The sequence below is a fragment of the Corynebacterium sp. Marseille-P4321 genome, assembly GCF_903645305.1.
GTDB lineage: Bacteria > Actinomycetota > Actinomycetes > Mycobacteriales > Mycobacteriaceae > Corynebacterium.
Map to the genome: position 1 here is coordinate 187,316 of NZ_CAHJXO010000002.1, position 22,262 is coordinate 209,577.

The window sequence follows — 22,262 nt, forward strand, 5'->3', positions numbered from 1 at the left end:
CAGGGTACAACCCGCACCCGCCCGGCTAACGCTGCGTGTCCCTGTTCGCGCGCTGCGCCAGCTGGCGGATATCAACCCGCTCCTGGCGCTCGTTCGGCGCGGACTCGATCCAAGAGATCAGGCCCATCTCCGTGTGGCGGTCCGCCGCCACCTCGAAATCCCCGCCCGGCCCAGAAAACTGAAGGACGTGGCCGATACCAGGCATGAACTCGCGTTCACCCTCGGCCACGTCCCGGAAACCCTCGAACTGCACACCCCGGCGGTCCAGCACCGAATCGTAGGTAAAAGACAGGGAGCGAAGCTTGAAAAACTGCAGCTCATCCCCGTCGTAGCGCATCACGCCATGGCGCCAGCCGTGCACCCCGTCAGCGGGCAGCTCACGCACCATCGCGCGGGCGCCGGAGTTGCGGACGTAGAGGAAACGCCACGTGGCGGCGGCGAGCAGGAACACAACCGCGATCACGACGACGGCGCCGAGAACCTTCATCTACTACCCCACTCTCGCGGTTGAATATTGTGCTCATTCTAACGCCCGCTCGGGCGCAACTGAACCGCCTCCAACCTTCGGACACCCCCCGGTTTAGCGCAAAAATGCGAAACCCCACCAGCAACAATGTTGCGGGTGGGGTTGGGCGGTCGGCGCTGCGCCTTCCGCGGGCTAGCGGCTCTGGCGGCGCACCGCAGCGAGCTCCGCCTCGGAGCGCGCCTTGGCGGTCTTGTCATCGTCGCTGAGGTGGGACTCCGCCTCGGCGGTGTCCACCTCGTCCGCGAAGATGGCGTAGTCCGCCAACACGGTGACCTTGTTGCCAACAACGGAGAGGAACCCACCCTGGACGGCTGCGACGATGCGCTCGCCGTCCACAGGGTTAATGGTCACAACACCGTTGTCTTTGAGCTGGCCCAAGAGCGGCTCGTGGCCCGGAAGGATGCCGATCTCACCCTCCGTGGTCTGGGCGGTGACAATGCGGGCAGGGCCCTGCCACAGCATGCGGTCCACCGCGACCAGCTGAGCGGTAAGTTCAGCCATGATTCCTCCTAGGCTTCCTGCAGCTTCTTGTAGGCAGCCTCGACGTCATCCAGACCGCCGAGGTTGTTGAAGGCCTGCTCCGGGTAGTGGTCGAACTCGCCGTTGCAGAGCTTGTCGAACGCGTCGATGGTCTCCTCCAGCGGCACGTAGGAACCCTCGTCGCCGGTGAACTTCTTCGCCACGAAGAAGTTCTGGCCCAGGAAGCGCTGGATCTTACGTGCGCGCTGCACGGTGATCTTGTCTTCCTCAGACAGCTCGTCCATACCGAGGATGGCGATGATGTCCTGCAGCTCCTTGTTTTTCTGCAGAACACCGATGACCTTCTGAGCAACGCCGTAGTGGCGCTCGCCCACGATGCCCGGCTCCAGGATGCGCGAGGTCGAGGTCAGCGGATCCACGGCCGGGTAGATACCCTTCGAGGCGATGGAACGCGAAAGCTCGGTGGTCGCATCCAGGTGGGCGAAGGTGGTCGCCGGGGCCGGGTCGGTGTAGTCGTCCGCCGGCACGTAGACGGCCTGCAGCGAGGTAATCGAACGGCCCTGGGTCGAGGTAATGCGCTCCTGGAGCACACCCATCTCGTCCGCCAGCGTCGGCTGGTAACCCACGGCGGAAGGCATGCGGCCCAGAAGGGTCGACACCTCGGAACCGGCCTGGGTGAAACGGAAGATGTTGTCGATGAACAGCAGCACGTCCTGGTTCTGCACATCGCGGAAGTACTCCGCCATGGTCAGGCCGGACAGGGCCACGCGCATACGAACCCCCGGCGGCTCGTCCATCTGGCCGAACACAAGGGCGGTATCGGGAAGCACGCCCATGTCATCCATCTCGAGGAACAGGTCGGTGCCCTCACGGGTGCGCTCGCCGACGCCGGCGAACACAGAGGTACCGGAGAACTCGCGGGCAATACGGGTAATCATCTCCTGGATGAGCACCGTCTTGCCCACACCTGCACCACCGAACAGGCCGATCTTGCCACCCTTCACGTACGGGGTGAGCAGGTCGATGACCTTAATACCGGTCTCCAGGATCTCGGTCTTACCCTCGAGGTCCTTGAACGCCGGCGGCTCGCGGTGGATGCCCCAGCGCTCGCCGTCCTGGCCCACCGACGGGTCGTCCAGGCACTGGCCGAGCGCGTTGAACACGTGGCCCTTGACCTGGTCGCCCACCGGCACGGAGATCGGGTTACCGGTGTCGGCAACCTTAGCGCCACGCACGAGACCGTCGGTCGGTGCCATGGCGATGGTGCGGATGAGGTTGTCGCCCAAGAACTGGGCAACCTCGAGGATGATGGTCCTCGACATTTCGCCGAGGTCGATGTCGACCTCGAGAGCGTTGTACAGAGCAGGCAGTTCGCCGCGCGGGAACTCCACGTCGACGACTGCACCGATGACGCGCACGACACGGCCGTTCTCGGAACCGCGCGGGTTCTGAGTGTTCTCGGCGCGAACCTGGGTGTCCGCGGCGCCAGTCTCGACCTGGCCCTCGCCCACCGGCTCGTCGTTGCGCTCATCAAAATTCTGAGCAGTAGTCATGATTTAGTCACTTTCTCCACTACCGGACAGCGCACCAGCGCCGCCGATAATCTCGGTGATTTCCTGGGTGATCTTTGCCTGACGGGCCTGGTTGGCTTCGCGGGACAGGTCGTTAGCCAGCTCGGTGGCGTTATCCGTCGCGTTCTTCATCGCGGTACGGCGCGAAGCGGACTCCGCGGCCGCAGCCTCGAGGAAGATCGAGAACAGCAGCCTCGACACGTAGACGGGCATGAGCTCGTCCATAAGCGTGTCCGGGTCCGGCTCGAACGCCATATCGGGGGCGATCTCACCATCGCTGGTGGACAGCATGTCGCGCTGCTCGTACTTGAACTCCTCCAGCACCGGCTCGATCGGCAGCAGCTGCTGCACGCGAGCTTCCTGGGAGAGCATGGAGACGAACTCCGTGTAAACAACGTGGACCACGTCGAAACCGCGGACCGGCTGCCCCTCGGCACCGTTGATGCCCTCGCGCCACTCGGTGGTGCCTTCGGAACTTGCCATGTAGCCGTCGATGATCTGGTGGCGCACGTCGTGCGTCGCCTCCCACGTCGGCTGCTGGGAAAAGCCGGTCCACGCGCCCTCGACATCCATGTCGCGGAACTTGAAGTGGGTCACGCCCTTGTTGCCGGTGACGTAGCGGACCACGTCGTAGCCGGCGTCGCGAAGCATGCGCTCGAGCTGCGCCGCCGTCTTCAGCACGTTGTGGTTGTAACCGCCAGCCATACCGCGGTCAGAGGTGACCACGAGGATCGCCGCGACCTTACCGTTCTCACGCTCCTGGAGCATGGGGTGGGTAAGAGAGCTCGCGGACGCGAGGCGTTCCATGACGTCCTTCAGCTCGTCGGCGTACGGCTTCGCCGCTTCGACGCGCTGCTGGGCCTTGGTGATCTGCGCGGTAGCGATGAGCTCCTGCGCCTTAGTGATCTTCTTCGTGGAGTTGACCGACCTGATGCGGTCGCGCAATTCGCGAAGAGTTGCCATGGCGTTTCCTCCCTTCCTTTATGTAGTAGGTCTAAGCCGCACGTAATCCGTGCTACTTAGAGCAGCTGACGTTAAGCTGGTTACGGCCGACTTCGTCGGAGTCGAGCGGCTCGTGCTCCGCCTCGCGGACGATGCGCTCGCCGGACGACGCCTCGAAGTTGCGTGCCAAGTTCTCGTTGACGCTGAGGATGGCCTGCTGGGACTGCTCGTCCAGCTGCTTGCCACCTGCGATCTGCTCGTAGACCTGCGGGGCGTTCGCGCGGATCGCCTCGTGCAGCTCGGCCTCGTAGCGGCGGACGTCCTCGACGGGAACGACGTCGAAAACGCCATTGTTCGCAGCCCAAATCGAGATGATCTGGTACTCAACGTCCTGCGGAGAGTTCTCCGACTGCTTCAGCAGCTCAACCAGGCGCTGGCCACGCTCGAGCTGCTTCTTCGAAGCTGCATCCAGGTCCGACGCGAAAGCAGCGAAGGCCTCGAGGTCGCGGTATGCGGCCAGGTCGAGACGCAGGTTACCGGCGACCTTCTTCATACCCTTGGTCTGTGCGGCGCCACCGACACGGGACACGGAGATGCCGACGTCGATAGCGGGGCGCACGCCCTGGTTGAACAGGTCGGACTGCAGGAAGACCTGGCCGTCGGTAATCGAGATAACGTTGGTCGGAATGAAGGCACCGACGTCGTTCGCCTTGGTCTCGATGATCGGCAGCGCGGTCAGGGAGCCAGCGCCCAGCTCGTCGTTAAGCTTGGCGGCGCGCTCCAGCAGGCGGGAGTGGAGGTAGAACACGTCACCCGGGTATGCCTCGCGGCCCGGCGGGCGGCGCAGCAGCAGCGAGATGGCACGGTATGCCTCAGCCTGCTTGGTCAGGTCATCGTACACAACCAGGACGTGCTTGCCCTGGTACATCCAGTGCTGGCCCAGAGCCGCACCGGAGAACGGCGCGAGCCACTTGAAGCCAGCAGAGTCGGACGCCGGAGCCGCCACGATGGTGGTGTACTCGAGCGCACCGTTGTCCTCCAGGGTCTGGCGCACACCGGCGATGGTGGAACCCTTCTGGCCCACCGCGACGTAAATGCAGCGCACCTGCTTGGACGGGTCGCCCGTCTCCCAGAAGGACTTCTGGTTCAAGATGGTGTCGATGCAGACCGCGGTCTTACCGGTCTTACGGTCGCCGATGACCAGCTGACGCTGGCCGCGGCCGATCGGGGTCATGGCGTCAATCGCCTTCAGGCCCGTCTGCATCGGCTCCTCGACCGGCTGGCGGTCGAGCACGCCTGCGGCCTGGAGCTCCAGGGCACGCTCTTCGTCGGACTCGATCGGGCCAAGGCCGTCAATCGGCTGACCCAGGGGGTTGATCACGCGGCCGAGGAAGTTCTCGCCGACCGGGATCGAGAGGACCTCGCCCGTTCGCTTGACTTCATCGCCCTCGGTCAGGGTCTCAAAGTTACCCAGCACCACAACACCGATCGAGTCGGTGTCAAGGTTCTGTGCGACGCCAATGACGCCGTTCGGGAACTCGAGCAGCTCGTTCGTCATGCAACCTGGCAGCCCGGAAACCTGGGCAATACCATCTGCAGCCGAAGTCACCACGCCGACCTCCTCACGGGAGGCCTCCGCGGAGTAGCTCGAGGTGTAGTTCGCTATCGCGCTACGGATCTCATCGGAGGAGATCGTCAGCTCCGCCATGTTCTTCCTGCTCTCGGTAGTTTCTTCCAGCATTATCTTGTGTTAGATGGTCGCCTGGGCAGCCATGTCGGTACGCAGACGGGAAAGCTTGCCCCGCGTCGAACCGTCGATGACTTCGTCGCCCACGCGGATCACCATTCCACCGAGGAGGCTGGGGTCAACCTCAGTGTGGATGGCCATCTCGCGACCGTAAATCTGCTCGAGCTTGCCTGCCAGGGCGCTGCGCTGAGCGTCGCTGAGTGCCTCAGCCGACGTCACGCGCGCGACCGTCTTACCGCGCATCTTCGCCGTCGCCGCCGCCAATTCGGCGAGGTCGTCGACGGGGTTGTGCTCGGGACGGCCAATGACCTGCAGAGCCAGAGCCTCGGTGAACATTGTCACCTTGCCGTAAATCACGCTAGCCAACAGTCCGCGCTTCTGCGCCGCGGTAGCCGTGCGGTCGGACAAAAGCTGCGTCAGCTCAGTCTCGCCGTTCAGAAGAACGGAGAGCTGGTACAGCTCATCTTCGACCTGCTCCAGCTGGCCCTGCTCCTGCGCACCCAGTGCCAGTGCTCGGCGGCCGAGGTTGATCAGGCCTGCGCGGAACTCGCGCGGGTTCGACCACTCCTGCTCGCCTGCAGCGGTGAGGATGTTCAAGGTGGGCTCCGCGACCTTGTCGCCGAAGACCTCCTTCAGAATGCCGGCGCGTTGGCCAGCTTCGAGGGAGGTGTCGGCGACGGCTACGCGCAGTGCTCGTTCGGAGTCGAGCTGGTCCACGGTGAGGAACAGCTCGGTGCCGATCTGCGCGGCGGCTGCGACGGAGTTGTCGGCGCCGCGGACCAGCTGCTCGAGCTGCTCCGTGACGTGCGCCTGTGCTTCGCGACTAGCTGCCTTCATCTCGCCTACTTCCTGGTCGCGACGTTGTCGAGCTCAGAGATGAAGTCGTCGATCGTGTTCGAGCGGCGGGTGGCATCCGACAGCTCGGTGCCCAGCAGACGCTCTGCAAGGGTGATCGAGTTCTGGCCCATCTCGTTGCGGAGCTCGGCGACGACCTGCTCGCGGGAGGCCATGAGCTGCTTCTCACCGGACTCGATGATGCGGCGGGCCTCCTCCTCAGCGCGGGCGCGAGACTCGGCTTCAATCTCCTTGCCACGTGCGCGCGCGGCTTCGCGGATCTCGGCGGCCTCGTGGCGCGCCTCGGCGAGTTCGGAGTTGTTCTTCTCCAGGGCAGCCTTGGCTTCCTTCTGGGCGACTTCAGCACGCTCGATGCCGCCCTTGATTCGGTCCTCGCGCTCAGCCAGCACTTCCTGGAACCGCGGAATCACGTACTTCCAGAACAGCAGGCCGACGATGATGAATACGACAAGAGACCAAACCACGTCGTACGTTGCCGGCAGGAGAATCGAGGGTTCAGATTCCCCCGGCAACGTCTCGGCGCCTTCTGCGGCGGCGAGGAATTCGATGACGTTAGTCATTGGTTGCTCCTGATCTAAAAAGGGTTTAACGGGTGAAATACGCGCGTGTTCTTTTTAGAACAGGAAGCCGGCGACGAGGCCGATCAGGGCGAGCGCCTCAACGAAGGCGATACCCAGGAACATGGTGGTGCGCAGCTGGCCAGCCATCTCCGGCTGGCGAGCCATGCCCTCGACGGTCTTGCCGACGAGCATGCCGATGCCGATGCCCGGGCCGATGGTGGCGATGCCGTAGCCGATGGTGCCGAGACCGTTGTAGCGGGTCACGGTCTCTGCTGCCTGAGCAAGAATGATGTCGTTCATGTGAAAGTCGTTCCCTTTCTAGGTGCCCTGCCGCGGGAAGCGACAAAGCGAGTGACAAGTGTTTGGGGTATTCAGTTGGCCGTGTGGTCGCGCTTTGTTAGTGCGCATCCGCGTGCAGCGACAGTTCGATGTACACCGCCGTCAGAAGGGCGAAGATGTACGCCTGCAGGAAGATGATGATCAACTCGTACAGGGTGAACAGAATCGCTGCGAGAAGGGTCAGGCCGCTCACTCCCGTCCATGCGTTCAGCTGCCAGAAGAAGAAGTTCGTGGCGGAGTACAGCAGGACAAGAATGATGTGGCCGGCCAGGAAGTTCGCCATGAGACGAAGTGCCAGGGTGACCGGACGCAGAATAAACGTCGAGAAGAACTCGATCGGCACCACCAGAAGGTGGAGCGCCGGCGGAAGGCCGGGGATGACGGTCGAGTGCTTGAAGTACGCCATGCCGTAGCGCTTGATACCGGCGTAGATCATCGCGATGTAGGCCACAATTGCCAGCACGATCGGCATACCGATACGCGCGTTCGGCGAAATGTTCAGGCCCGGGATGATCGTCGCGACATTCATGAACAAGATGGTGAAGAAGATCGTGCACAGAAGCGGCAGGAACCGCTTGCCTTCCTTCTTCCCCAGCGTGTCCTCGGCGATGTTGACACGGACGAAGTCGACGCCGATCTCGGCGACATTCTGCAGGCCCTTCGGAACCAGCTTCGGGTTCCTAAAGGCGATAACAAAGAGGAGCACCAGGACGGCCGCCATGAACAGGCGGACGATCATGATGCGGTCCAGTGCGAACCATCCGTTGGCGAAGTCTTCGCCTACGAACTGGCCGAACGTGTGCCCCGGGAAAAATTCTGGACCGAGAGAAGGTGCGTGGAACTCACCCTTCATGGCCAAAGTTGTAACGCTCAGCGTTCTCTCCCGTTCTCGGGCCGCACTCAGCTTGGTGGGTGCGGTGCGATGGACGTCTTCAACAGGCTGCCTCCGCGGCGGACTCCGTCGCACATCTGCTTCCGCGAAGACAGGGGACGATGCTCGAGGCCCAGTTTCTCCCCTGCTTAAACAGGAAACTCGGCATCCTCAAACAAACCCAGCGGTTATCCTAACAGGCCAAATGTCAACCGTTGGTTTCGGCCTTGGCCAGTCCCCCCGGTTCCCGCCGGCGCTGGCACATGGGCACGGAATCACCCAGCTTGGACGCATTTCGAGGCTGTTGTTATATCAGTCACAGGGTACGTGTAAACGTACCTTCGCTCCCACCAATTACCCCTTGACGTGGGAAAGCCCGCCCGGAAACAACCAGGCGGGCTTGCGGGGTGCGTGTGCCGCTAGTTCAGGTACGCGGAACGGGTGGTAATCACGCCCCAGGTTTCGGCGCCGAGCGCCACCACCAGCGCCGCAATCGTCGTCAAGCCAAATGCGGTCGAATCGTAGAAGTCAAAGCGGCGGATCCACAGCAAGAACACGACGAGCACGAGCATCTTCACCAGCCATCCGCCGAGCACCACCGCCATCGTGGAGGTGGGGCTGGAGTTCGAGGTGGCCAGCACCGTTGCGGCGGTAGCCAGTACGAAGCCGCCGCCGACGGCGACGCCCATCAGCACCGCCCAAATGCCGGGCAGTTCGCGCGCCGCGCCCCACCCCATGAGCGAGACGATGGTGAGCACCACCAGCGCCGCGCCCGCGATCTTCAGCGCGCGGATGAGCGGTTGGCGCGGGTCGTTCGCTTTGGAAATGTCGTTGACCTTGAGTTCTTCAGTCACGGTGCATCATCCTACTTCAGGGCAGTTGCTTATCGACGCCTACCGGCGCCCCTCGCGCCGGCCCAATCTTGCCCTGCCCCAGCGGGACGAGAGTGGCCACGAACGCCAGGCCTAAGGACAACAACGTGAATGCTGCCGCGTATCGGGCGGGCACTATGGAGAAACTCACCGCCCCGAACGCCACGGCGCTGACCCACATGTAGAGCACGAGCACCGTGCGGCGGTGCGTGTGCCCAAGCCGCAGCAGGCGGTGGTGGATGTGTCCGGCGTCCGCGGTGAACGGGCTTTGCCCCTTCGCGGTGCGGCGCACCACGGCCCACACGAGGTCGAGCACCGGCAGGGCAATCGCGGCGAGCACCACGATGATCGGGCTGATCAAGGCCACCAGGTCCGCTGCGCCGTAGAGGGACATGTTGATCTTGCCGGACGCGGAGATGGACGCCGCCGAGAGCAGCAGACCGATGAGCATCGCGCCGGAATCGCCCATGAAGATGCGCGCCGGCTCGAAGTTGTGCGGCAAAAAGCCCGCGCAGATGCCCACCAGGATCGCACCGATGATTGCCGGCGGGTACGCCGAGACGGCGCCACCTTGGTCGTGCAGCACCGCGAGCGAGTACACCAGGATCGCGCTGCCGGCGATCATGCCCAGTCCCGCGGCGAGTCCGTCGATGCCGTCGACGAAGTTCACCGCGTTGATAAGCAGCACGGTAAACACCGCGCTGAGCACCATCCCCTGGGCCTCGTCGAGGATGAGCGTGGTGCCCTCGCCGAAGGGGACGTAGAAGACGGTGAACACGATGCCGGTGACCGTCATGATGATCGCGGCGATGAACTGTCCGGCGAGTTTGGTGAGGGCGCCGAGCTCGTAGAGGTCGTCGATAAGCCCGACCACCACGATGGCGAAAGCGCCGGCGAGCACCGCAGGCATCTCCGGGGTAACAGGCGCGAACCCGCGCGTGAGCGCGGGCAGCTGGTTGGCCAAGAGATACGCGGCGACGAACCCGGTGAACATGGCCAGCCCGCCGAGCGAGGGCGTGGGCTGGGTGTGCACGTCGCGCTGCCGGATCTCGGCCACCCTGCCGGTGCGCACCAGCAGCGAGCGCACCGGGCCGGTGGCCAGGTACGTAATCGCAGCCGCGACGAGCAGCACAAGCCCAAGCTCGCGCAGCGGCACGCCGGCACCAGACATCTAACGCCTCCGCAGACTCTCCGGGTCAAGTTCCAAGACTTCACCGATGCGCTCTGCGGAGATCGCTCCCTCGCGCAGGATCACCGGCCGCGGGCCGGACAGGTCGATGATGGTCGACGGCGTGCCTACCGCCGCCTCTCCCCCGTCGAGGTAGACGTTCACGGTGTCGCCGAACTGTTCCTTCGCGGCGGCCGCGGTGGTCGCCGGCGGGTTGCCGGAGATGTTCGCGGAGCTCACGGCCATCGGGCCGGTTTCGCGCAGCAGCTCGATAGCAAGCGGCTGGTTCGGCATGCGCAAAAGTACGGTTCCGCGGGTGTCGCCCAGGTTCCAGGGCAGGCTGGGTGCCTCGGGCAGCACGAGCGACAGCCCACCGGGCCAGAACGCCTCGACGAGCGTCTTCGCGGTGGCGGTGAAGTCGCGCACCAGGCCCTGGATGGTCACCCACGAGCCGACGAGCACCGGCACCGGCATGTCCGGCCCGCGGTGCTTCGTGGCCAAGAGGGTGGCTACCGCGTCGTTGTTGAAGGCATCGCAGCCGATGCCGTAGACAGTGTCCGTGGGCAGCACCACGCAGTGGCCAGCGAGCACCTGCTCTTTCGCTGCGCGCAAGCCCGCCTCGCGGCCCGCGGGCTCGAGGCAGTTGTAGATCGCGTCAAACATGGTCTTCAACCCTACTCGCCGTGACAAACCGCGCTCGCCCGGTGAGGTCGGTGCGCGCCTCAATCCCGCCGAACCCGCCGGTTGCGCGCACGGCATTGTGCACGGCGTCTGAGGTGGTGTCGTCGTGCTCGACGCCCAGCGCCCCGCCGGGTTTGAGCAGGCGCCGCGCCACCGGCAGCAGCCCCCGTATGGCGTCCATGCCGTCCGCGCCGGAGAACACCGCCTCCGCCGGGTCGGCGTACACCTCAGCTTCGAGTTCCGGGGTTTCCGGCACGTACGGCGGGTTGGACACCACGAGGTCCACGCGCCCGTCGAGGTCGCTGAGCAGGTTCGGGTCGGTCATGTCGCCGGGCACAATGCTTATCGACGGCGCGAAGCGCGCCACGTTACGCTCCGCATACTCACGGGCTTGCGCGGAGCGCTCCACGGCGTAGACGTCTGCGTTCGGCACGTGGTGGGCGATGTAGATCGCGAGGGCCCCGCTGCCGGTGCCCAGGTCGACGACTGTCGGGTGGTGCGACGCGGAGCCGTCGATAAGCATGCGCACTGCCCAATCGGCGAGCAACTCCGTTTCGGGCCTGGGGATGAACACCCCTGGGCCGACTTCGAGCTCGAGCGGGCCGAACGGCGCGGAGCCCAGGATGTGCTGCAGCGGCTCGCGGGCGGCGCGGCGCGCAACCGCCTCGTCGAACGCTTGGGGAAAACCCTCCGGCACGGCGGCGAAAGTGACCTCCGTCGGCGCGACCTCTAGCAGATGCGCAGCGATGAGGCGCGCGTCGACCTCCGGGGCGGCAACGCCCGCCCGCTTGAGAATCTGCGCGGCGCGGGCGAGGTGCGTGCGCACGCTACTCCGCTTCCAGACGTTCCTGGCGCTCGTGCGTCTGCAGCGCCGAGATGAGCTCGTCCATGTTGCCGTCCAGCACCGAATCCAGGTTGTTCGCCTTGAAGTTGATGCGGTGATCCGAGATGCGGTTCTCCGGCCAGTTATAGGTGCGGATGCGCTCCGAGCGGTCCATGGTGCGCACCTGCGACGCGCGGCCCTCCGCCTCCTCGGCCTCGGCCTTTTCGCGCTCCAGCTGGTCCAGGCGCGCTTGGAGCACCTGCATGGCGCGGGCGCGGTTCTGAATCTGGGAGCGCTCGTTCTGGCAGGTCACCACGATATTCGTGGGCAGGTGGGTGATGCGCACCGCCGAGTCCGTGGTGTTCACGCCCTGGCCGCCCTTACCCGAGGAGCGGTACACGTCGACGCGAATGTCTTTCTCGTCAATGTTCACGCTTTCGAATTCCTCGGCCTCCGGGAAGACGTAGACGCCTGCTGCGGACGTCTGAATACGGCCCTGCGACTCGGTGACGGGGATGCGCTGCACGCGGTGCACGCCACCTTCGAACTTCAGCTTCGACCAGGCGCCGTCGCGCGAGGGGTTCTTCGAGCGCACCGAGACGGTCATGTCTTTAACGCCACCCAAGTCGGTGTCCGCGACGTCCAGGACCTCCCAGGTCAAGCCGTTTTTCTCGCAGAACTTCTGGTACATGCGCGCCAGATCGCCCGCGAACAGCGCGGCCTCCTCGCCGCCGGCGCCGGCCTTGAGCTCCATGATGATGTCGTCGCCGTCGTGCTCGTCGCGCGGCGCGAGCAGGTCGGCGAGCTGCTCCTCCAGGCGGACAATCTCGCCCTCCAGGCGCGACGCCTCCTCAGCGAACTCCTTATCCTCGTCGGCCATCTCGGCGGCCGCCTCGTGATCCTCGCGCGCCTGGTTCAGCTCGTTATTTGCGTTGATGATGGGCTGCAGCTCCGCGTAGCGCTTCGACAGCTTGCGGAACAGCGCCTGATCGCCCACGACTTCCGGGTCGCCCATCTGCGCCTGGATGCCTTCGTATTCGGCCACGTAGTCGTCGACAAGCGAGACCTGCGAATTTTCTGCCATTAGACGTAATCCTCCTCGCCCTTGTCGGCGACCATCGGCGCGGACTGTGCCACACCCATGAGGAACTCGCCGTTCGACTTCGTCTTCTTCAACTGCTTGATCAGCATGTCAATCGCCTGCTGCGGCTCCAGCGCGGAGAGGATGCGGCGCAGCTTGTGCATAATACGCGCCTCCTCCGGACTCATGAGCAGCTCGTCCTTGCGGGTGCCCGACGGGTTGACGTCCACAGCCGGGAACACGCGGCGCTCCGCGATCTTGCGGTCCAGCTTCAGCTCGGCGTTGCCCGTGCCCTTGAACTCCTCGAAGATCACCGTGTCGCCCGCAGAGCCCGTCTCCACCATGGCGGTCGCGATGATGGTCAGCGAACCGCCCTCCTCGATGTTGCGGGCAGCGCCCAAGAAGCGCTTCGGCGGGGAGAGCGCGTTCGAATCCACACCACCGGACAGGATGCGGCCCGACGCCGGTGAGGAGTTGTTGTAGGCGCGGCCCAGGCGGGTGATGGAGTCGAGCAGGACAACGACGTCCTGGCCCATCTCCACCAGGCGCTTCGCGCGCTCGATGGCCAGCTCCGCCACCGCGGTGTGCTCGCTAGGCGGGCGGTCGAACGTGGAGGCAATCACCTCGCCGTTGACGCTGCGCTGCATGTCGGTGACTTCCTCGGGGCGCTCGTCCACCAACACCACCATGAGGTAGCACTCCGGGTTGTTGGTGGCAATCGCGTTCGCGATGTTCTGCAAAATCGTCGTCTTACCGGCCTTCGGCGGGGAGACAATCAGCGCACGCTGGCCTTTACCAATCGGCATGACCAAGTCGATCACGCGGGTGGTGAGGATCTTCGGCTCCGTCTCCAAACGCAGGCGGCGGTTCGGGTAAAGCGGAGTGAGCTTGTGGAACTCCTTGCGGCGCTTCGCGTCCTCCACGCTGTGGCCGTTGACCGAGTCCACGCGCACCAACTGGTTGTAGTTCCGGCGGTTGCGGCCGTTGCCCTGGGAGTGAGTCTGGCCGTTGACCCGCACCTGGCCCACCACGGCGTCGCCGGAGCGCAGGCCGTTTTGGCGCACGAGGTTCTTGTTCACGTGCACATCGGCGGAGCTGGCGCGGTAGCCGGTGGTGCGGATAAAGGCCGCGCCGTTGTCCTGCACGTCTGCGATACCGGCGACTTCCTGCAGCTCTTCCGGGTCGAAGTTTTGGTTGTCGTTGCCGCCCTGGTTTCCGCCCTGGTTGTTGCCGTTCTGGTTATCCCGGTTGTTGCGGTTGCGGTTGCGACGCCCGCGGCGGCCGCGGCGACCCCCGCCCTGATTGTCGTCGCGGTTGTTGCCGTGATTGTTGTCCCGGTTGTCGCCGCCGCGGTTGTTGTCGCCGCGATTGTTGTCGCGGTTGTTGTTATCGCGGTTTTCGCGGTTGTTGTTATCCCGGTTTTCACGGTTGTTGTCGCCGCGGTTTTCGCGGTTGTTGTCGCCGCGGTTTTCGCGGTCACCCCGGTTGCCACCGTTGTTGTCGCCGCCGCGATTGTCGTTTTCCTCGGCGCGGTCATCGGAGTTGCCCTGAGACTGCTGGCCCTGCGGTTCGGCGTCCTGCTGGTTGCGCGAGCGGTTCCGGCGGGCGCGACGCGCGGCGGAGCGGGACTTGCCCTCGTCGTCCCCGTCGCGGTCTTGGGAGTCGTTGCTGCCGCTCTGCGCGTCGATAAGCGTCGGCTCCTGCTTCTGCTCCTGCTTCGTCTCGGCAGCTACTGCCGTCTTGCGTGGCACCTGCCCCGTGCTAATCGCCTGGATGAGCTCGCCCTTGCGCAGGCCGGAGATGCCCTTCAAACCCTGCTCGGCGGCGAGCTTGCGCAGCTCGGGCAGCTTCATCGCTGCGAGGTCGTTGCCTGCCGCGGTGCCGGTATCGGTCACGCGTGTGTCCTTTCGTCGATACGCCATATCCACGCTTATGGTGTGCGCCGCCCAAACATTGGGGCGGGTGGCGTAGCTGTGCAATTTGTCTCGAGGTAAAACTTGCGCACGAGCGCTAATAGAACATCAAGGCTGCCTTCGGCTGCTGCACCGCAGCCACTGCCTTGAGTCTTAATGATGCCGGGTGGGGCCGAAACGATCCGGCAGCGCCCAGCGGAAACCGAACAGGACGCGGCGGCGGGCGGCAAGCGCGCGCCCGAAACGACGCGGCACGTCCAATCCACGTGGAAGTGTAGCGCATGAACGCGCACACAATAATCAGGGCCCGCATCGATGGCCGCGCTACGATAGCCCTCATGCTTTCAACGATGCAGGAAGTGCCGTTTTCTGTCGCCCGCATCCTCGAGTACGGTCGTACGGCCCACGGCACGATGAAGTGCACCACGTGGCGCGCCTCTGAGGCGGAGGAGACCACGTTCGCGGAGATCGGGGCTCGGGCCTCGGCGTTTGCGCATGCGCTGCACGACGACCTTGGCATCGACGGCGACCAGCGCGTGTCCACGCTGTTGTACAACTGCGCCGAGCACGTTGAGGTGATGTTCGCCGTCGCCGCGAAAGGCGCGGTGTTCACGCCCCTGAACGTGCAGCTCATGGTGGATCAGATCACGTACGTGGTGAACCACTCCGAGTCGAAGCTGATCGTGGCGGACCCGCGCCTGGCGGAGAAGCTGGGCAAGATCGTGGCGAACTGCCCGTCTGTGCAGTCGGTAGCGTTTACCGGACCCGGGCCGATTGCGGAGGCGGCATCGCACTTACCGGAGGGCATCAAGGCGTACTCGTACGAGCAGCTTCTCGACGGCCGCGCCACCCGCTACGACTGGCCCGAGCTGCCCGAGAACACAGCTGCCGCGCTGGTGTACTCCACCGCCACCACCGGCGCACCGAAGGGCGTGGCGTACTCGCACCGCGCACTCTGGCTGGAGGCCACCGGGCTGCGCGCCACGGATTCGCTGGCGGTAACCCACGGCGAGACGTTTTTGTGCTGCATCCCCATCTACCACGTGCTGAGCTGGGGCGTGCCGTTCGCGGCGTTCCTCGCGGGGACCCCGCTGGTGCTGCCCGACTCGAACGTTTCGGCCGCTAACCTGGCAAAGCTTATCGCCACCACCCACCCGCGTGTGGCCCACGGCGTGCCCACGCTGTGGATCCAGCTCATGGTGCACTACTTGCACAACCCGCCGGAGCGCATGAGCCTGCAGGAGATCTTCGTCGGTGGCTCCCCCGCCCCGCCTGGATTGATCAAGGTGTGGGAGGAACGCTACGGCGTGGACATCGTGCACGTGTGGGGCATGACGGAGACCACCACGGTAGGCACGGTGGCCAGGCCGCCGTCGGGCGTGTCGGGCGAGGCCCGCTGGGCGTACCGCATCTCGCAGGGCCGTTTCACCCCGGCGCTGGAGTACCGCGTGGTCAACGATGGCAAGGTGATGGCGCCGAACGATCTCACCCAGGGCGAGATTCAGGTGCGCGGCAACATGGTCGCGGCGAGCTACTACCATTCGCCCACTCAGGAGCAGGGCGAGCTGGCCTCCACGTTCCGCGGCGAGGAGGTCGACGACGTGCGCAAGCACTTCACTGCCGACGGCTGGCTGCGCACCGGCGACGTGGGCACCGTGACCAACGCTGGCTTCATGACGCTCTACGACCGGGCGCGCGACGTAATCCGCTCCGGCGGCGAGTGGATCTACTCCGCGCAGGTGGAAAACCTGATCATGGAATCCGACAAGGTGGTCGAGTGCGCGGTGATCGGCATCCCGGACAAGAAGTGGGGTGAGCGCCCGCTCGCGGTGACGAAGCTACTGCCGGGCACCGCCCCGGATGCGCAGACCGCTCGCCAGCTCCGCGCGAGCCTGGCAGAGAACCTGCCCACCTGGATGGCGCCGGAGTACTGGACGTTCGTGGATTCCATCGACAAGACTTCCGTGGGCAAGTTCGACAAGAAAGACCTGCGCAAACACCTCGAGCGCTCCGAGTTCGACATCATCGCTCTCCCCGGCCCGGGCGCGCGTTCGGAGGGCAATCCCACCGCTGAGCAGGTTGAGGCGATGGACCAGTGACGTCGCACCCACTGAAGTAGGGTTGTGACCTGAAACACGACGCGGAAAGGCAAAAATCGCTACGGTGGGGCGCATGGCAAAGAACCCAAGCATTTTCTCCAGTCCATCCCGCTACGTCCAAGGTCAAAACGCGATCGAGCTACTTGGCACCTACCTCAAGCAGCTGGGCGAGAACCCGCTGCTCCTCGCAGACGAAACCGTCTGGGGCCTCGTCGAGGAAAACCTCACCGAAGGTTTCGAAAAAGAGGGCCTGCCGGTGAACCGCATCGAGTTCGATGGCTTTGCCACTGCAAAGCGCGTCGACGACCTTGTGAAGGAAATCAAGGACAACGACTACGACGTGATCGTCGGCATGGGCGGCGGCGCGGCCATCGACTCGTCGAAGGCCGCAGGCTACGAGGCTGACATCAAGTGGGTCTCCGTGCCCACCGCGGCTTCGTCCGACGCGCCGACGTCCACGCTTTCCGTCATCAACACCGAGGAAGGCTCCTTCGACGAGTACCGCTTCTTCCCCCGCAACCCCGACCTGGTGCTCATTGACACCCAGCTTGTGGCTGGCGCCCCGGAGAACTTCCTCATCGCAGGTATCGGTGACGCACTCGCCACCTGGGTTGAGGCGCGCGCCGCGGCGAAGGGCAACGGCACGACGATGAACGGCGGCACCCCCACGCGCGCAGGCGCGGCGCTGGCCGAGCTGTGCTGGAACATCCTGTGGGACAACGCCTTCGCGGCTCTCGACGCGGTGCGCGCCGGCCGCGTCACCCCAGCGCTCGACGCCGTGGTTGAGGCGAACACCCTGCTTTCGGGCTTGGGCTTCGAGTCCGGCGGCCTGGCTGCGGCGCACGCAATTCACGACGGGCTTTCCGCCGCAGAGCAGACCCACGGCCTGCAGCACGGCGAGAAGGTGAACATCGGCACCATCGCCCAGCTAATCATGGAGGGCGCGGACACCGAGGAGCTCGAGGACTTCATCGAGTTCACCACCCGCGTCGGCCTGCCCACCACCCTGACTGAGGTGGGCATCGACCCGGAGGACACCGAGACCCTCGAGGAAATCGCGAAGGCCGCCACCACCGAGGACGAAACGATCCACAACATGCCTTTCCCGGTCACGCCGGAGATGGTTGTCGAAGCCCTCGTGGTGCTAGAAACCACTGCCCGCCGCGTCCGCGAGGAGCGTGGCCTGCCGGCACCGAAGAAGTACGAAGGTAAGTAAGAAAAAACCGCGCGTCGGCGGCGGCGCTGCGTCGCTACTTCGTTGCGCCGCCCGTGCTGCCGCGCCCCTTCCCGCGCAGCCACCGCGCCGCTTCCCGCGCTGCCCCTCCCCGCCGCCAAGGGTGCGCTTTTGAGAGTCCAGAAAATAATTTCGGGAAGACCTCTTTTACCCCTTTACGCTGCGGAAATGTGAGAATCCGCTACGAAATTATTTTCGTCCACTTTTCTCACACACGGGTTAGGCATCAACACACCAGCCGAGCATCTACGCTTCAGTCGCGCATCAACACATCAGGCGAGCATCTACGTTTCAGTCGCGCATCAACACATCAGGCGAGCATCTACGCTTCAGCCGAGCATCAACACATCAGGCGAGCATCTACGCTTCAGCCGAGCATCTACGCTTCAGGTCTATTCACCACCTAACGTGTGTGCCTTACTATCCGCGATGCCCCAAAGGGTGCGGTCTCCCTTACGGCCTTTCTCTCTAAAAGACCTGCCCGCTCACGACGGTGGGGCTGCCGGAGTTGTACCCGGCTCGCCCCTTGTAGCCCTCCGCCCTGGCTCCACGGCATCAATACCCTGAGAAAGGCAGACGAAAATATTTTCGTGGCGGATTTTCGCGTTTTCGCAGCTTAAAGGATTAAATATTCGATTCTGAAACTATTCTCCGGTTTCTTAAATCGGCACATTGCCTCCAGCCGACTCCGCAGCGGCAGCGTTCGCCGCTGCGGAGTCGGCCCCGCTAAGCGCGGGAGATTTCGGCGGTGGCGGGTCCGGCGACCTCGAGTTCGATGACGCGGAGACCGGCGGCGCGGGCTTCGTCGAGAAGCGAAGGCTCTACCTCGCCCGTAGAGAGCACCATCGCGGTGGGGCCAGCGCCGGAAAGGTACGCGGCGTGTCCGCGGTTGCGCAGGCGGTTGACCCACTCGGCGGTCACCGGCAGCACGTCCGCGCGGTACGGCTGGTGCAGGCGGTCGCGCGTGCCCTCAAAGAGCAGCTCCGGGTGGTGCTGCAGCGCCGCCGTCATCACCGCAGTGCGCGAGACGTTGAACCGCGCGTCGGTGTGCGTGACGTGGCTCGGCAGCACCTTGCGCACGGCGTTCGTCGACGCGTGGAAGTCGGGCACGAGGGCGATTGCGCTAATCGACGAGTCCACGGGGATCCGCACCGCCCGATACGACGGCTTCGAACGCCCGTCGACCGGGATGTCGGTCCAGGACACCACTGCCCCGCCGAGCGCGGACGCGCCCGCGTTGTCGGGGTGGCCTTCGAATTCGGAGGAGAGTTGCACCACGGCATCGTCGTCAAGCGGCGAGCCCGCGAGCGCATTCGCCGCGACAACACCCGCCACCGCTGCGGCCGCCGATGAGCCGAGGCCACGGGACTGCGGGATCACGTTGTGGCACACCACTCGCAGGCCCGGAGCTGCGGCGTCCGCTGCCGCAAGACCCAGCTGAATTGCCTTGACCACCAGGTTCGAGCTGTCGCGCGGGAGGTCCTCGGCGCCCTCCCCGATGATCTCCACCTCGAGGCCGGAGGGGGTGACCTCCACCTCGACGGTGTCGTAGATGCTCAGCGCGATGCCGAGGGTGTCGAAGCCGGGGCCCAGGTTCGCCGACGAGCCGGGGACGGTGACGGTGGCTTTCAGGCCCACCTCAAGATCGATAGCCATTATTCTCCTCGCTCCAAAGCTCCTGTGTTAGTCGGCGCCGAGGCGGATCACGGAGTTCACGGCGGAGACCGCCTCGTGCTCCGTCAGTTCCTCCACCAGCTCGCGCAGGTCCCGCTCGAGCGCGGCGTGGGTGACCACGATCAGGTGCGCCTCGTCGCCCGATTCTTCCTGGCGGACGGTGGAGATGGAGACGTTCTTCTCCGCGAAGCGCGACGCCAGGTCCGCCAGCACGCCGGCGCGGTCCCGGATGGTCATGTTGATGTGGTAGCGCGTCGGCACGTCGTCGAACGGCACCACCTTGTAATCCGCGTACGGGTTGTCACCCGGGGCGCGGCCGCCGTGGACCTTGTTGCGGGCGGCGCCCACCAGGTCGCCGAGCACTGCGGAAGCGGTCGGTGCGCCGCCCGCGCCGTTGCCGTAGAACATCAGGCGGCCAGCAGCCTCCGCCTCGACGAAGATGGCGTTGTAGCTCTTATCCACCGTGGCCAACGGGTGCTCGTTCGGCACCAGGGTGGGGTGCACGCGCGCGTTGACGGCGGTGGTGTTGCCGTCCTCGTCCACGAGGCGTTCGCAAATGGCCAGCAGTTTGATGGTCTGGTTTGCCTGCTTCGCGGCCTCGATGTCGTCTGCGGTGACGTTGGTGATGCCCTCGCAGTACACGTCGTCGAAGGTGACGCGGGTGTGGAAGCCCATGGACGCAAGGATGGCGGCCTTGGAGGCGGCGTCGTGGCCCTCCACGTCGGCGGTCGGGTCCGCCTCGGCGTAGCCGAGGCGGGTCGCCTCGGCCAGCGCGTCCTCGTAGCTCGCGCCGGTGGTGGCCATGGCATCCAGGATGAAGTTCGTGGTGCCGTTGACGATGCCGGCGATGCGCTGCACCTGGTCGCCCGCGAGCGAGCGGCGCAGCATGCCCACGACCGGGATCGCGGCGGCGACGGCGGCCTCGTAGTACAGGTCCACGCCGGCGGCGTTGGCTGCGTCTGCGATCTCGGAACCGTGCGCCGCCACCAGCGCCTTGTTCGCGGTCACCACAGACTTACCGGCGTTAAGCGCCTCGAGCACGAGCTCGCGCGGGTAGTCGATGCCGCCGATCAGCTCGACGACGATGTCCACGTCGTCGCGGTGCACGAGGGACAACGCGTCGTCGGTAAGCTCAACGCCCTGGACCTCCGGGGCGTTCTTGTGCTTCTGCACGTCGGAGACCGCGACACCGCGAACCTCGATCGGCCCGCCGATGCGCTGCTCCAGGTTCGGGCCGAATTCCTTGAGCAGGCGCAGCACCTCGGTGCCCACCGTGCCTTTGCCCAGCACCGCAATACCGACGGGGGTGCCGATGCCTTTGCCCGGGTAGTTGCTGTTGACGGTGTCGGCGCTCGTGGGGGTCATGGTGTGTTCGCTCCTGTTGGTGAGTGATATCGCACTAATGCACTGTTCTCAAGCACTTTATAAAGGTGTGCTCAGTCTAACGGTTTAATATTCGCGGGCGAGTATGTCTTCGACGGTTTCACGCCGCACCATCGGCGTGACGCGCCCGCCGCGCACGGACACCACAGGCGGGCGCCCGAACGAGTTGTAATTCGACGCCATCGGGTAGCAGTACGCGCCGGTGGCGGCGAGCGCGATGAGGTCGCCCGGTGCGATGTCGTCAGGCCATCGAGCGTCTTCCACCAGGATGTCGCCGGATTCGCAGTGCGAGCCGACCAGGCGGGTGTCGGTGGCGTTGCCGTCTAGGAAGCGGTTCACCACGCGAGCGTCGTAAAGCGCACCATAAAGCGCGGGGCGCACGTTGTCGCTCATGCCGCCGTCGACCGCGATGTAGCGGCGCGAGGTGGTAAACGAGGTGTCCACGTCCTTGATCACGCCCACGGAGTACAGGGTCACTGCGGCGGGCCCGGCGATGGCGCGGCCCGGCTCCACCACCACGGTGGGTGCTGCGATGCCAAGCTCGTCCGCAACCTCTTGCACGGCGCTGAGCAGGTCTCCGGCCACGGCGGCGACGTCGAGAGGCGCCTCGCCCGGCATGTAGGCAATGCCGTAGCCGCCGCCCAAGTCCAAGTACCCCAGCGCCACGCCGCGCTCGGAGAAGATCCGGGCGTACAGGCCCAGCACGCGCTCGGCCGCCAGCTTGAAGCCCTCCGCGTCGAAGACCTGGGAGCCGACGTGGCAGTGCAGGCCGGTCAGTTCGAGCCACTCGGACTCAATCGCGGCGACCGAGGCGGTGTATGCGTCGCCGGAGGCCAGCGAGAGGCCGAACTTCTGGTCCTCGTGGCTCGTGGCGATGAACTCGTGCGTGTGCGCGTCCACCCCAGGCTTGACGCGCACGAACACGTCCTGGCGCACGCCCGCTTCGCGCGCGACGGTCTCGAGCTGCGCGAGCTCCTGATGGTTGTCGATCACCACGTGGCCCACGTGCGATTCGACGCACAGGCGCAGGAACTCGTCGGACTTGTTGTTGCCGTGCACCGTGATGCGCTCCGGCGGGAAATCCGCGGCGAGCGCGATGCGCAGCTCGTTCTCGCTGGCCACGTCAAGCGCTAGGCCTTCCTCGTCCACCCACTTCGCAATGCGCCGGGTGAGGAACGCCTTGGAGGCGTAGTGCACGTTGGCCGGCGCGCGGAAAGCCTGTGCCATGTCGCGGCAGCGGGAACGGAAATCGTCCTCGTCCACCACCATCACAGGCGTGCCGTATTCCTGCGCGATCTCGGTGAGCGGGACACCAGCGATGGTTACCTCGCCGTCTTCTTCGCGCTTCGCGTTCCTCGGCCACACGTGTGCCGGCAGGTCGTTGAAGTTGCCCTCGTCGGTGCCGTAGGGCGTGGAAATGAAAACAGTCATGCCTTATAACCC

At 65.0% G+C, this 22,262-nt stretch carries 20 protein-coding genes; 2 read left to right on the forward strand and 18 right to left on the reverse strand.

The features are described 5' to 3' along the window. Positions 1-25 precede the first annotated feature (25 nt). From HWX32_RS06185 to rho, 15 genes are all read right to left on the reverse strand, one after another. The gene (locus HWX32_RS06185) at positions 26-487 is read right to left on the reverse strand and encodes a DUF2550 domain-containing protein (RefSeq protein ID WP_075467471.1); all 462 of its coding nucleotides are present in this window, start codon (positions 485-487) and stop codon (positions 26-28) included. A gap of 171 nt (positions 488-658) precedes the next feature. Next, complete coding sequence (locus HWX32_RS06190) at positions 659-1,027, reverse strand: F0F1 ATP synthase subunit epsilon (RefSeq protein WP_075467468.1); 369 nt, start codon at positions 1,025-1,027, stop codon at positions 659-661. Between the two features lie 8 nt (positions 1,028-1,035). Next, positions 1,036-2,559 (reverse strand): F0F1 ATP synthase subunit beta, encoded by a 1,524-nt coding sequence (atpD, locus tag HWX32_RS06195; protein WP_254868309.1) that lies wholly within the window; start codon positions 2,557-2,559, stop codon positions 1,036-1,038. A 3-nt stretch (positions 2,560-2,562) separates the two neighbouring features. Further along, complete coding sequence (locus HWX32_RS06200; protein ID WP_175935186.1) at positions 2,563-3,540, reverse strand: F0F1 ATP synthase subunit gamma; 978 nt, start codon at positions 3,538-3,540, stop codon at positions 2,563-2,565. Between the two features lie 52 nt (positions 3,541-3,592). Next, positions 3,593-5,260: a F0F1 ATP synthase subunit alpha gene (atpA, locus tag HWX32_RS06205; RefSeq protein WP_175935187.1), complete on the reverse strand. Its 1,668-nt coding sequence runs from the start codon at positions 5,258-5,260 to the stop codon at positions 3,593-3,595. A 9-nt stretch (positions 5,261-5,269) separates the two neighbouring features. After that, a complete protein-coding gene (locus HWX32_RS06210; RefSeq protein WP_175935188.1) occupies positions 5,270-6,103 on the reverse strand; it encodes a F0F1 ATP synthase subunit delta in 834 nt (277 codons plus the stop codon). A gap of 5 nt (positions 6,104-6,108) precedes the next feature. After that, on the reverse strand, positions 6,109-6,681 hold the full coding sequence (locus HWX32_RS06215; protein ID WP_175935189.1) for a F0F1 ATP synthase subunit B: 573 nt from the start codon (positions 6,679-6,681) through the stop codon (positions 6,109-6,111). A gap of 54 nt (positions 6,682-6,735) precedes the next feature. Continuing rightward, complete coding sequence (locus tag HWX32_RS06220) at positions 6,736-6,981, reverse strand: ATP synthase F0 subunit C (protein ID WP_075467453.1); 246 nt, start codon at positions 6,979-6,981, stop codon at positions 6,736-6,738. A 97-nt stretch (positions 6,982-7,078) separates the two neighbouring features. Then, positions 7,079-7,873, reverse strand: coding sequence for a F0F1 ATP synthase subunit A (gene atpB / locus HWX32_RS06225; protein ID WP_175935190.1), 795 nt, complete (start codon positions 7,871-7,873; stop codon positions 7,079-7,081). 437 nt (positions 7,874-8,310) lie between these two features. Beyond that, a complete protein-coding gene (locus HWX32_RS06230) occupies positions 8,311-8,745 on the reverse strand; it encodes a hypothetical protein (protein WP_075467447.1) in 435 nt (144 codons plus the stop codon). Positions 8,746-8,761: 16 nt separating this feature from the next. After that, on the reverse strand, positions 8,762-9,934 hold the full coding sequence (locus HWX32_RS06235; protein ID WP_175935191.1) for an MraY family glycosyltransferase: 1,173 nt from the start codon (positions 9,932-9,934) through the stop codon (positions 8,762-8,764). Beyond that, positions 9,935-10,594, reverse strand: a complete 660-nt coding sequence (locus tag HWX32_RS06240) for an L-threonylcarbamoyladenylate synthase (RefSeq protein ID WP_075467442.1) — start codon at positions 10,592-10,594, stop codon at positions 9,935-9,937. Further along, on the reverse strand, positions 10,587-11,438 hold the full coding sequence (prmC, locus tag HWX32_RS06245) for a peptide chain release factor N(5)-glutamine methyltransferase (protein ID WP_175935192.1): 852 nt from the start codon (positions 11,436-11,438) through the stop codon (positions 10,587-10,589). Before prmC ends, HWX32_RS06240 begins: the two co-directional genes overlap by 8 nt. Position 11,439: 1 nt before the next feature. After that, positions 11,440-12,519, reverse strand: a complete 1,080-nt coding sequence (gene prfA / locus HWX32_RS06250) for a peptide chain release factor 1 (protein ID WP_175935193.1) — start codon at positions 12,517-12,519, stop codon at positions 11,440-11,442. Beyond that, entirely contained in the window at positions 12,519-14,411 is a 1,893-nt protein-coding gene (gene rho / locus HWX32_RS06255) for a transcription termination factor Rho (RefSeq protein WP_175935194.1), read from the reverse strand. The genes prfA and rho overlap by 1 nt, the downstream gene beginning before the upstream one ends. Positions 14,412-14,767: 356 nt before the next feature. Between rho and HWX32_RS06260 the strand changes: the two genes are divergently transcribed. After that, on the forward strand, positions 14,768-16,528 hold the full coding sequence (locus tag HWX32_RS06260) for a long-chain fatty-acid--CoA ligase (protein WP_175935195.1): 1,761 nt from the start codon (positions 14,768-14,770) through the stop codon (positions 16,526-16,528). Positions 16,529-16,601: 73 nt separating this feature from the next. Further along, positions 16,602-17,744 (forward strand): glycerol dehydrogenase, encoded by a 1,143-nt coding sequence (locus HWX32_RS06265; RefSeq protein WP_175935196.1) that lies wholly within the window; start codon positions 16,602-16,604, stop codon positions 17,742-17,744. 744 nt (positions 17,745-18,488) lie between these two features. On the opposite strand, the gene thrB is transcribed toward HWX32_RS06265, so the two are convergent. The 3 genes from thrB to lysA all read right to left on the reverse strand — a co-directional run bounded on the left by thrB (position 18,489) and on the right by lysA (position 22,250). Beyond that, entirely contained in the window at positions 18,489-19,418 is a 930-nt protein-coding gene (gene thrB, locus HWX32_RS06270; protein ID WP_175935197.1) for a homoserine kinase, read from the reverse strand. A gap of 27 nt (positions 19,419-19,445) precedes the next feature. Next, positions 19,446-20,801 carry a homoserine dehydrogenase gene (locus HWX32_RS06275; protein WP_175935198.1) on the reverse strand — a complete coding sequence of 452 codons (1,356 nt, stop codon included), beginning with the start codon at positions 20,799-20,801 and terminating at the stop codon, positions 19,446-19,448. 84 nt (positions 20,802-20,885) lie between these two features. Further along, the gene (gene lysA / locus HWX32_RS06280; RefSeq protein ID WP_175935199.1) at positions 20,886-22,250 is read right to left on the reverse strand and encodes a diaminopimelate decarboxylase; all 1,365 of its coding nucleotides are present in this window, start codon (positions 22,248-22,250) and stop codon (positions 20,886-20,888) included. Positions 22,251-22,262 lie beyond the last annotated feature (12 nt).

Bases quoted from the DNA above. Each gene is read 5' to 3' on its own strand.
- HWX32_RS06210 (WP_175935188.1), bottom strand. From the start codon at position 6,103: ATGAAGGCAGCTAGTCGCGAAGCACAGGCGCACGTCACGGAGCAGCTC.
- atpD (WP_254868309.1), bottom strand. From the start codon at position 2,559: ATGACTACTGCTCAGAATTTTGATGAGCGCAACGACGAGCCGGTGGGC.
- HWX32_RS06190 (WP_075467468.1), bottom strand. From the start codon at position 1,027: ATGGCTGAACTTACCGCTCAGCTGGTCGCGGTGGACCGCATGCTGTGG.
- HWX32_RS06185 (WP_075467471.1), bottom strand. From the start codon at position 487: ATGAAGGTTCTCGGCGCCGTCGTCGTGATCGCGGTTGTGTTCCTGCTC.
- HWX32_RS06235 (WP_175935191.1), bottom strand. From the start codon at position 9,934: ATGTCTGGTGCCGGCGTGCCGCTGCGCGAGCTTGGGCTTGTGCTGCTC.
- thrB (WP_175935197.1), bottom strand. From the start codon at position 19,418: ATGGCTATCGATCTTGAGGTGGGCCTGAAAGCCACCGTCACCGTCCCC.
- HWX32_RS06215 (WP_175935189.1), bottom strand. From the start codon at position 6,681: ATGACTAACGTCATCGAATTCCTCGCCGCCGCAGAAGGCGCCGAGACG.
- HWX32_RS06275 (WP_175935198.1), bottom strand. From the start codon at position 20,801: ATGACCCCCACGAGCGCCGACACCGTCAACAGCAACTACCCGGGCAAA.
- HWX32_RS06265 (WP_175935196.1), top strand. From the start codon at position 16,602: ATGGCAAAGAACCCAAGCATTTTCTCCAGTCCATCCCGCTACGTCCAA.
- HWX32_RS06220 (WP_075467453.1), bottom strand. From the start codon at position 6,981: ATGAACGACATCATTCTTGCTCAGGCAGCAGAGACCGTGACCCGCTAC.
- atpA (WP_175935187.1), bottom strand. From the start codon at position 5,260: ATGCTGGAAGAAACTACCGAGAGCAGGAAGAACATGGCGGAGCTGACG.
- atpB (WP_175935190.1), bottom strand. From the start codon at position 7,873: ATGAAGGGTGAGTTCCACGCACCTTCTCTCGGTCCAGAATTTTTCCCG.
- HWX32_RS06260 (WP_175935195.1), top strand. From the start codon at position 14,768: ATGCTTTCAACGATGCAGGAAGTGCCGTTTTCTGTCGCCCGCATCCTC.
- prfA (WP_175935193.1), bottom strand. From the start codon at position 12,519: ATGGCAGAAAATTCGCAGGTCTCGCTTGTCGACGACTACGTGGCCGAA.
- HWX32_RS06240 (WP_075467442.1), bottom strand. From the start codon at position 10,594: ATGTTTGACGCGATCTACAACTGCCTCGAGCCCGCGGGCCGCGAGGCG.
- HWX32_RS06200 (WP_175935186.1), bottom strand. From the start codon at position 3,540: ATGGCAACTCTTCGCGAATTGCGCGACCGCATCAGGTCGGTCAACTCC.
- lysA (WP_175935199.1), bottom strand. From the start codon at position 22,250: ATGACTGTTTTCATTTCCACGCCCTACGGCACCGACGAGGGCAACTTC.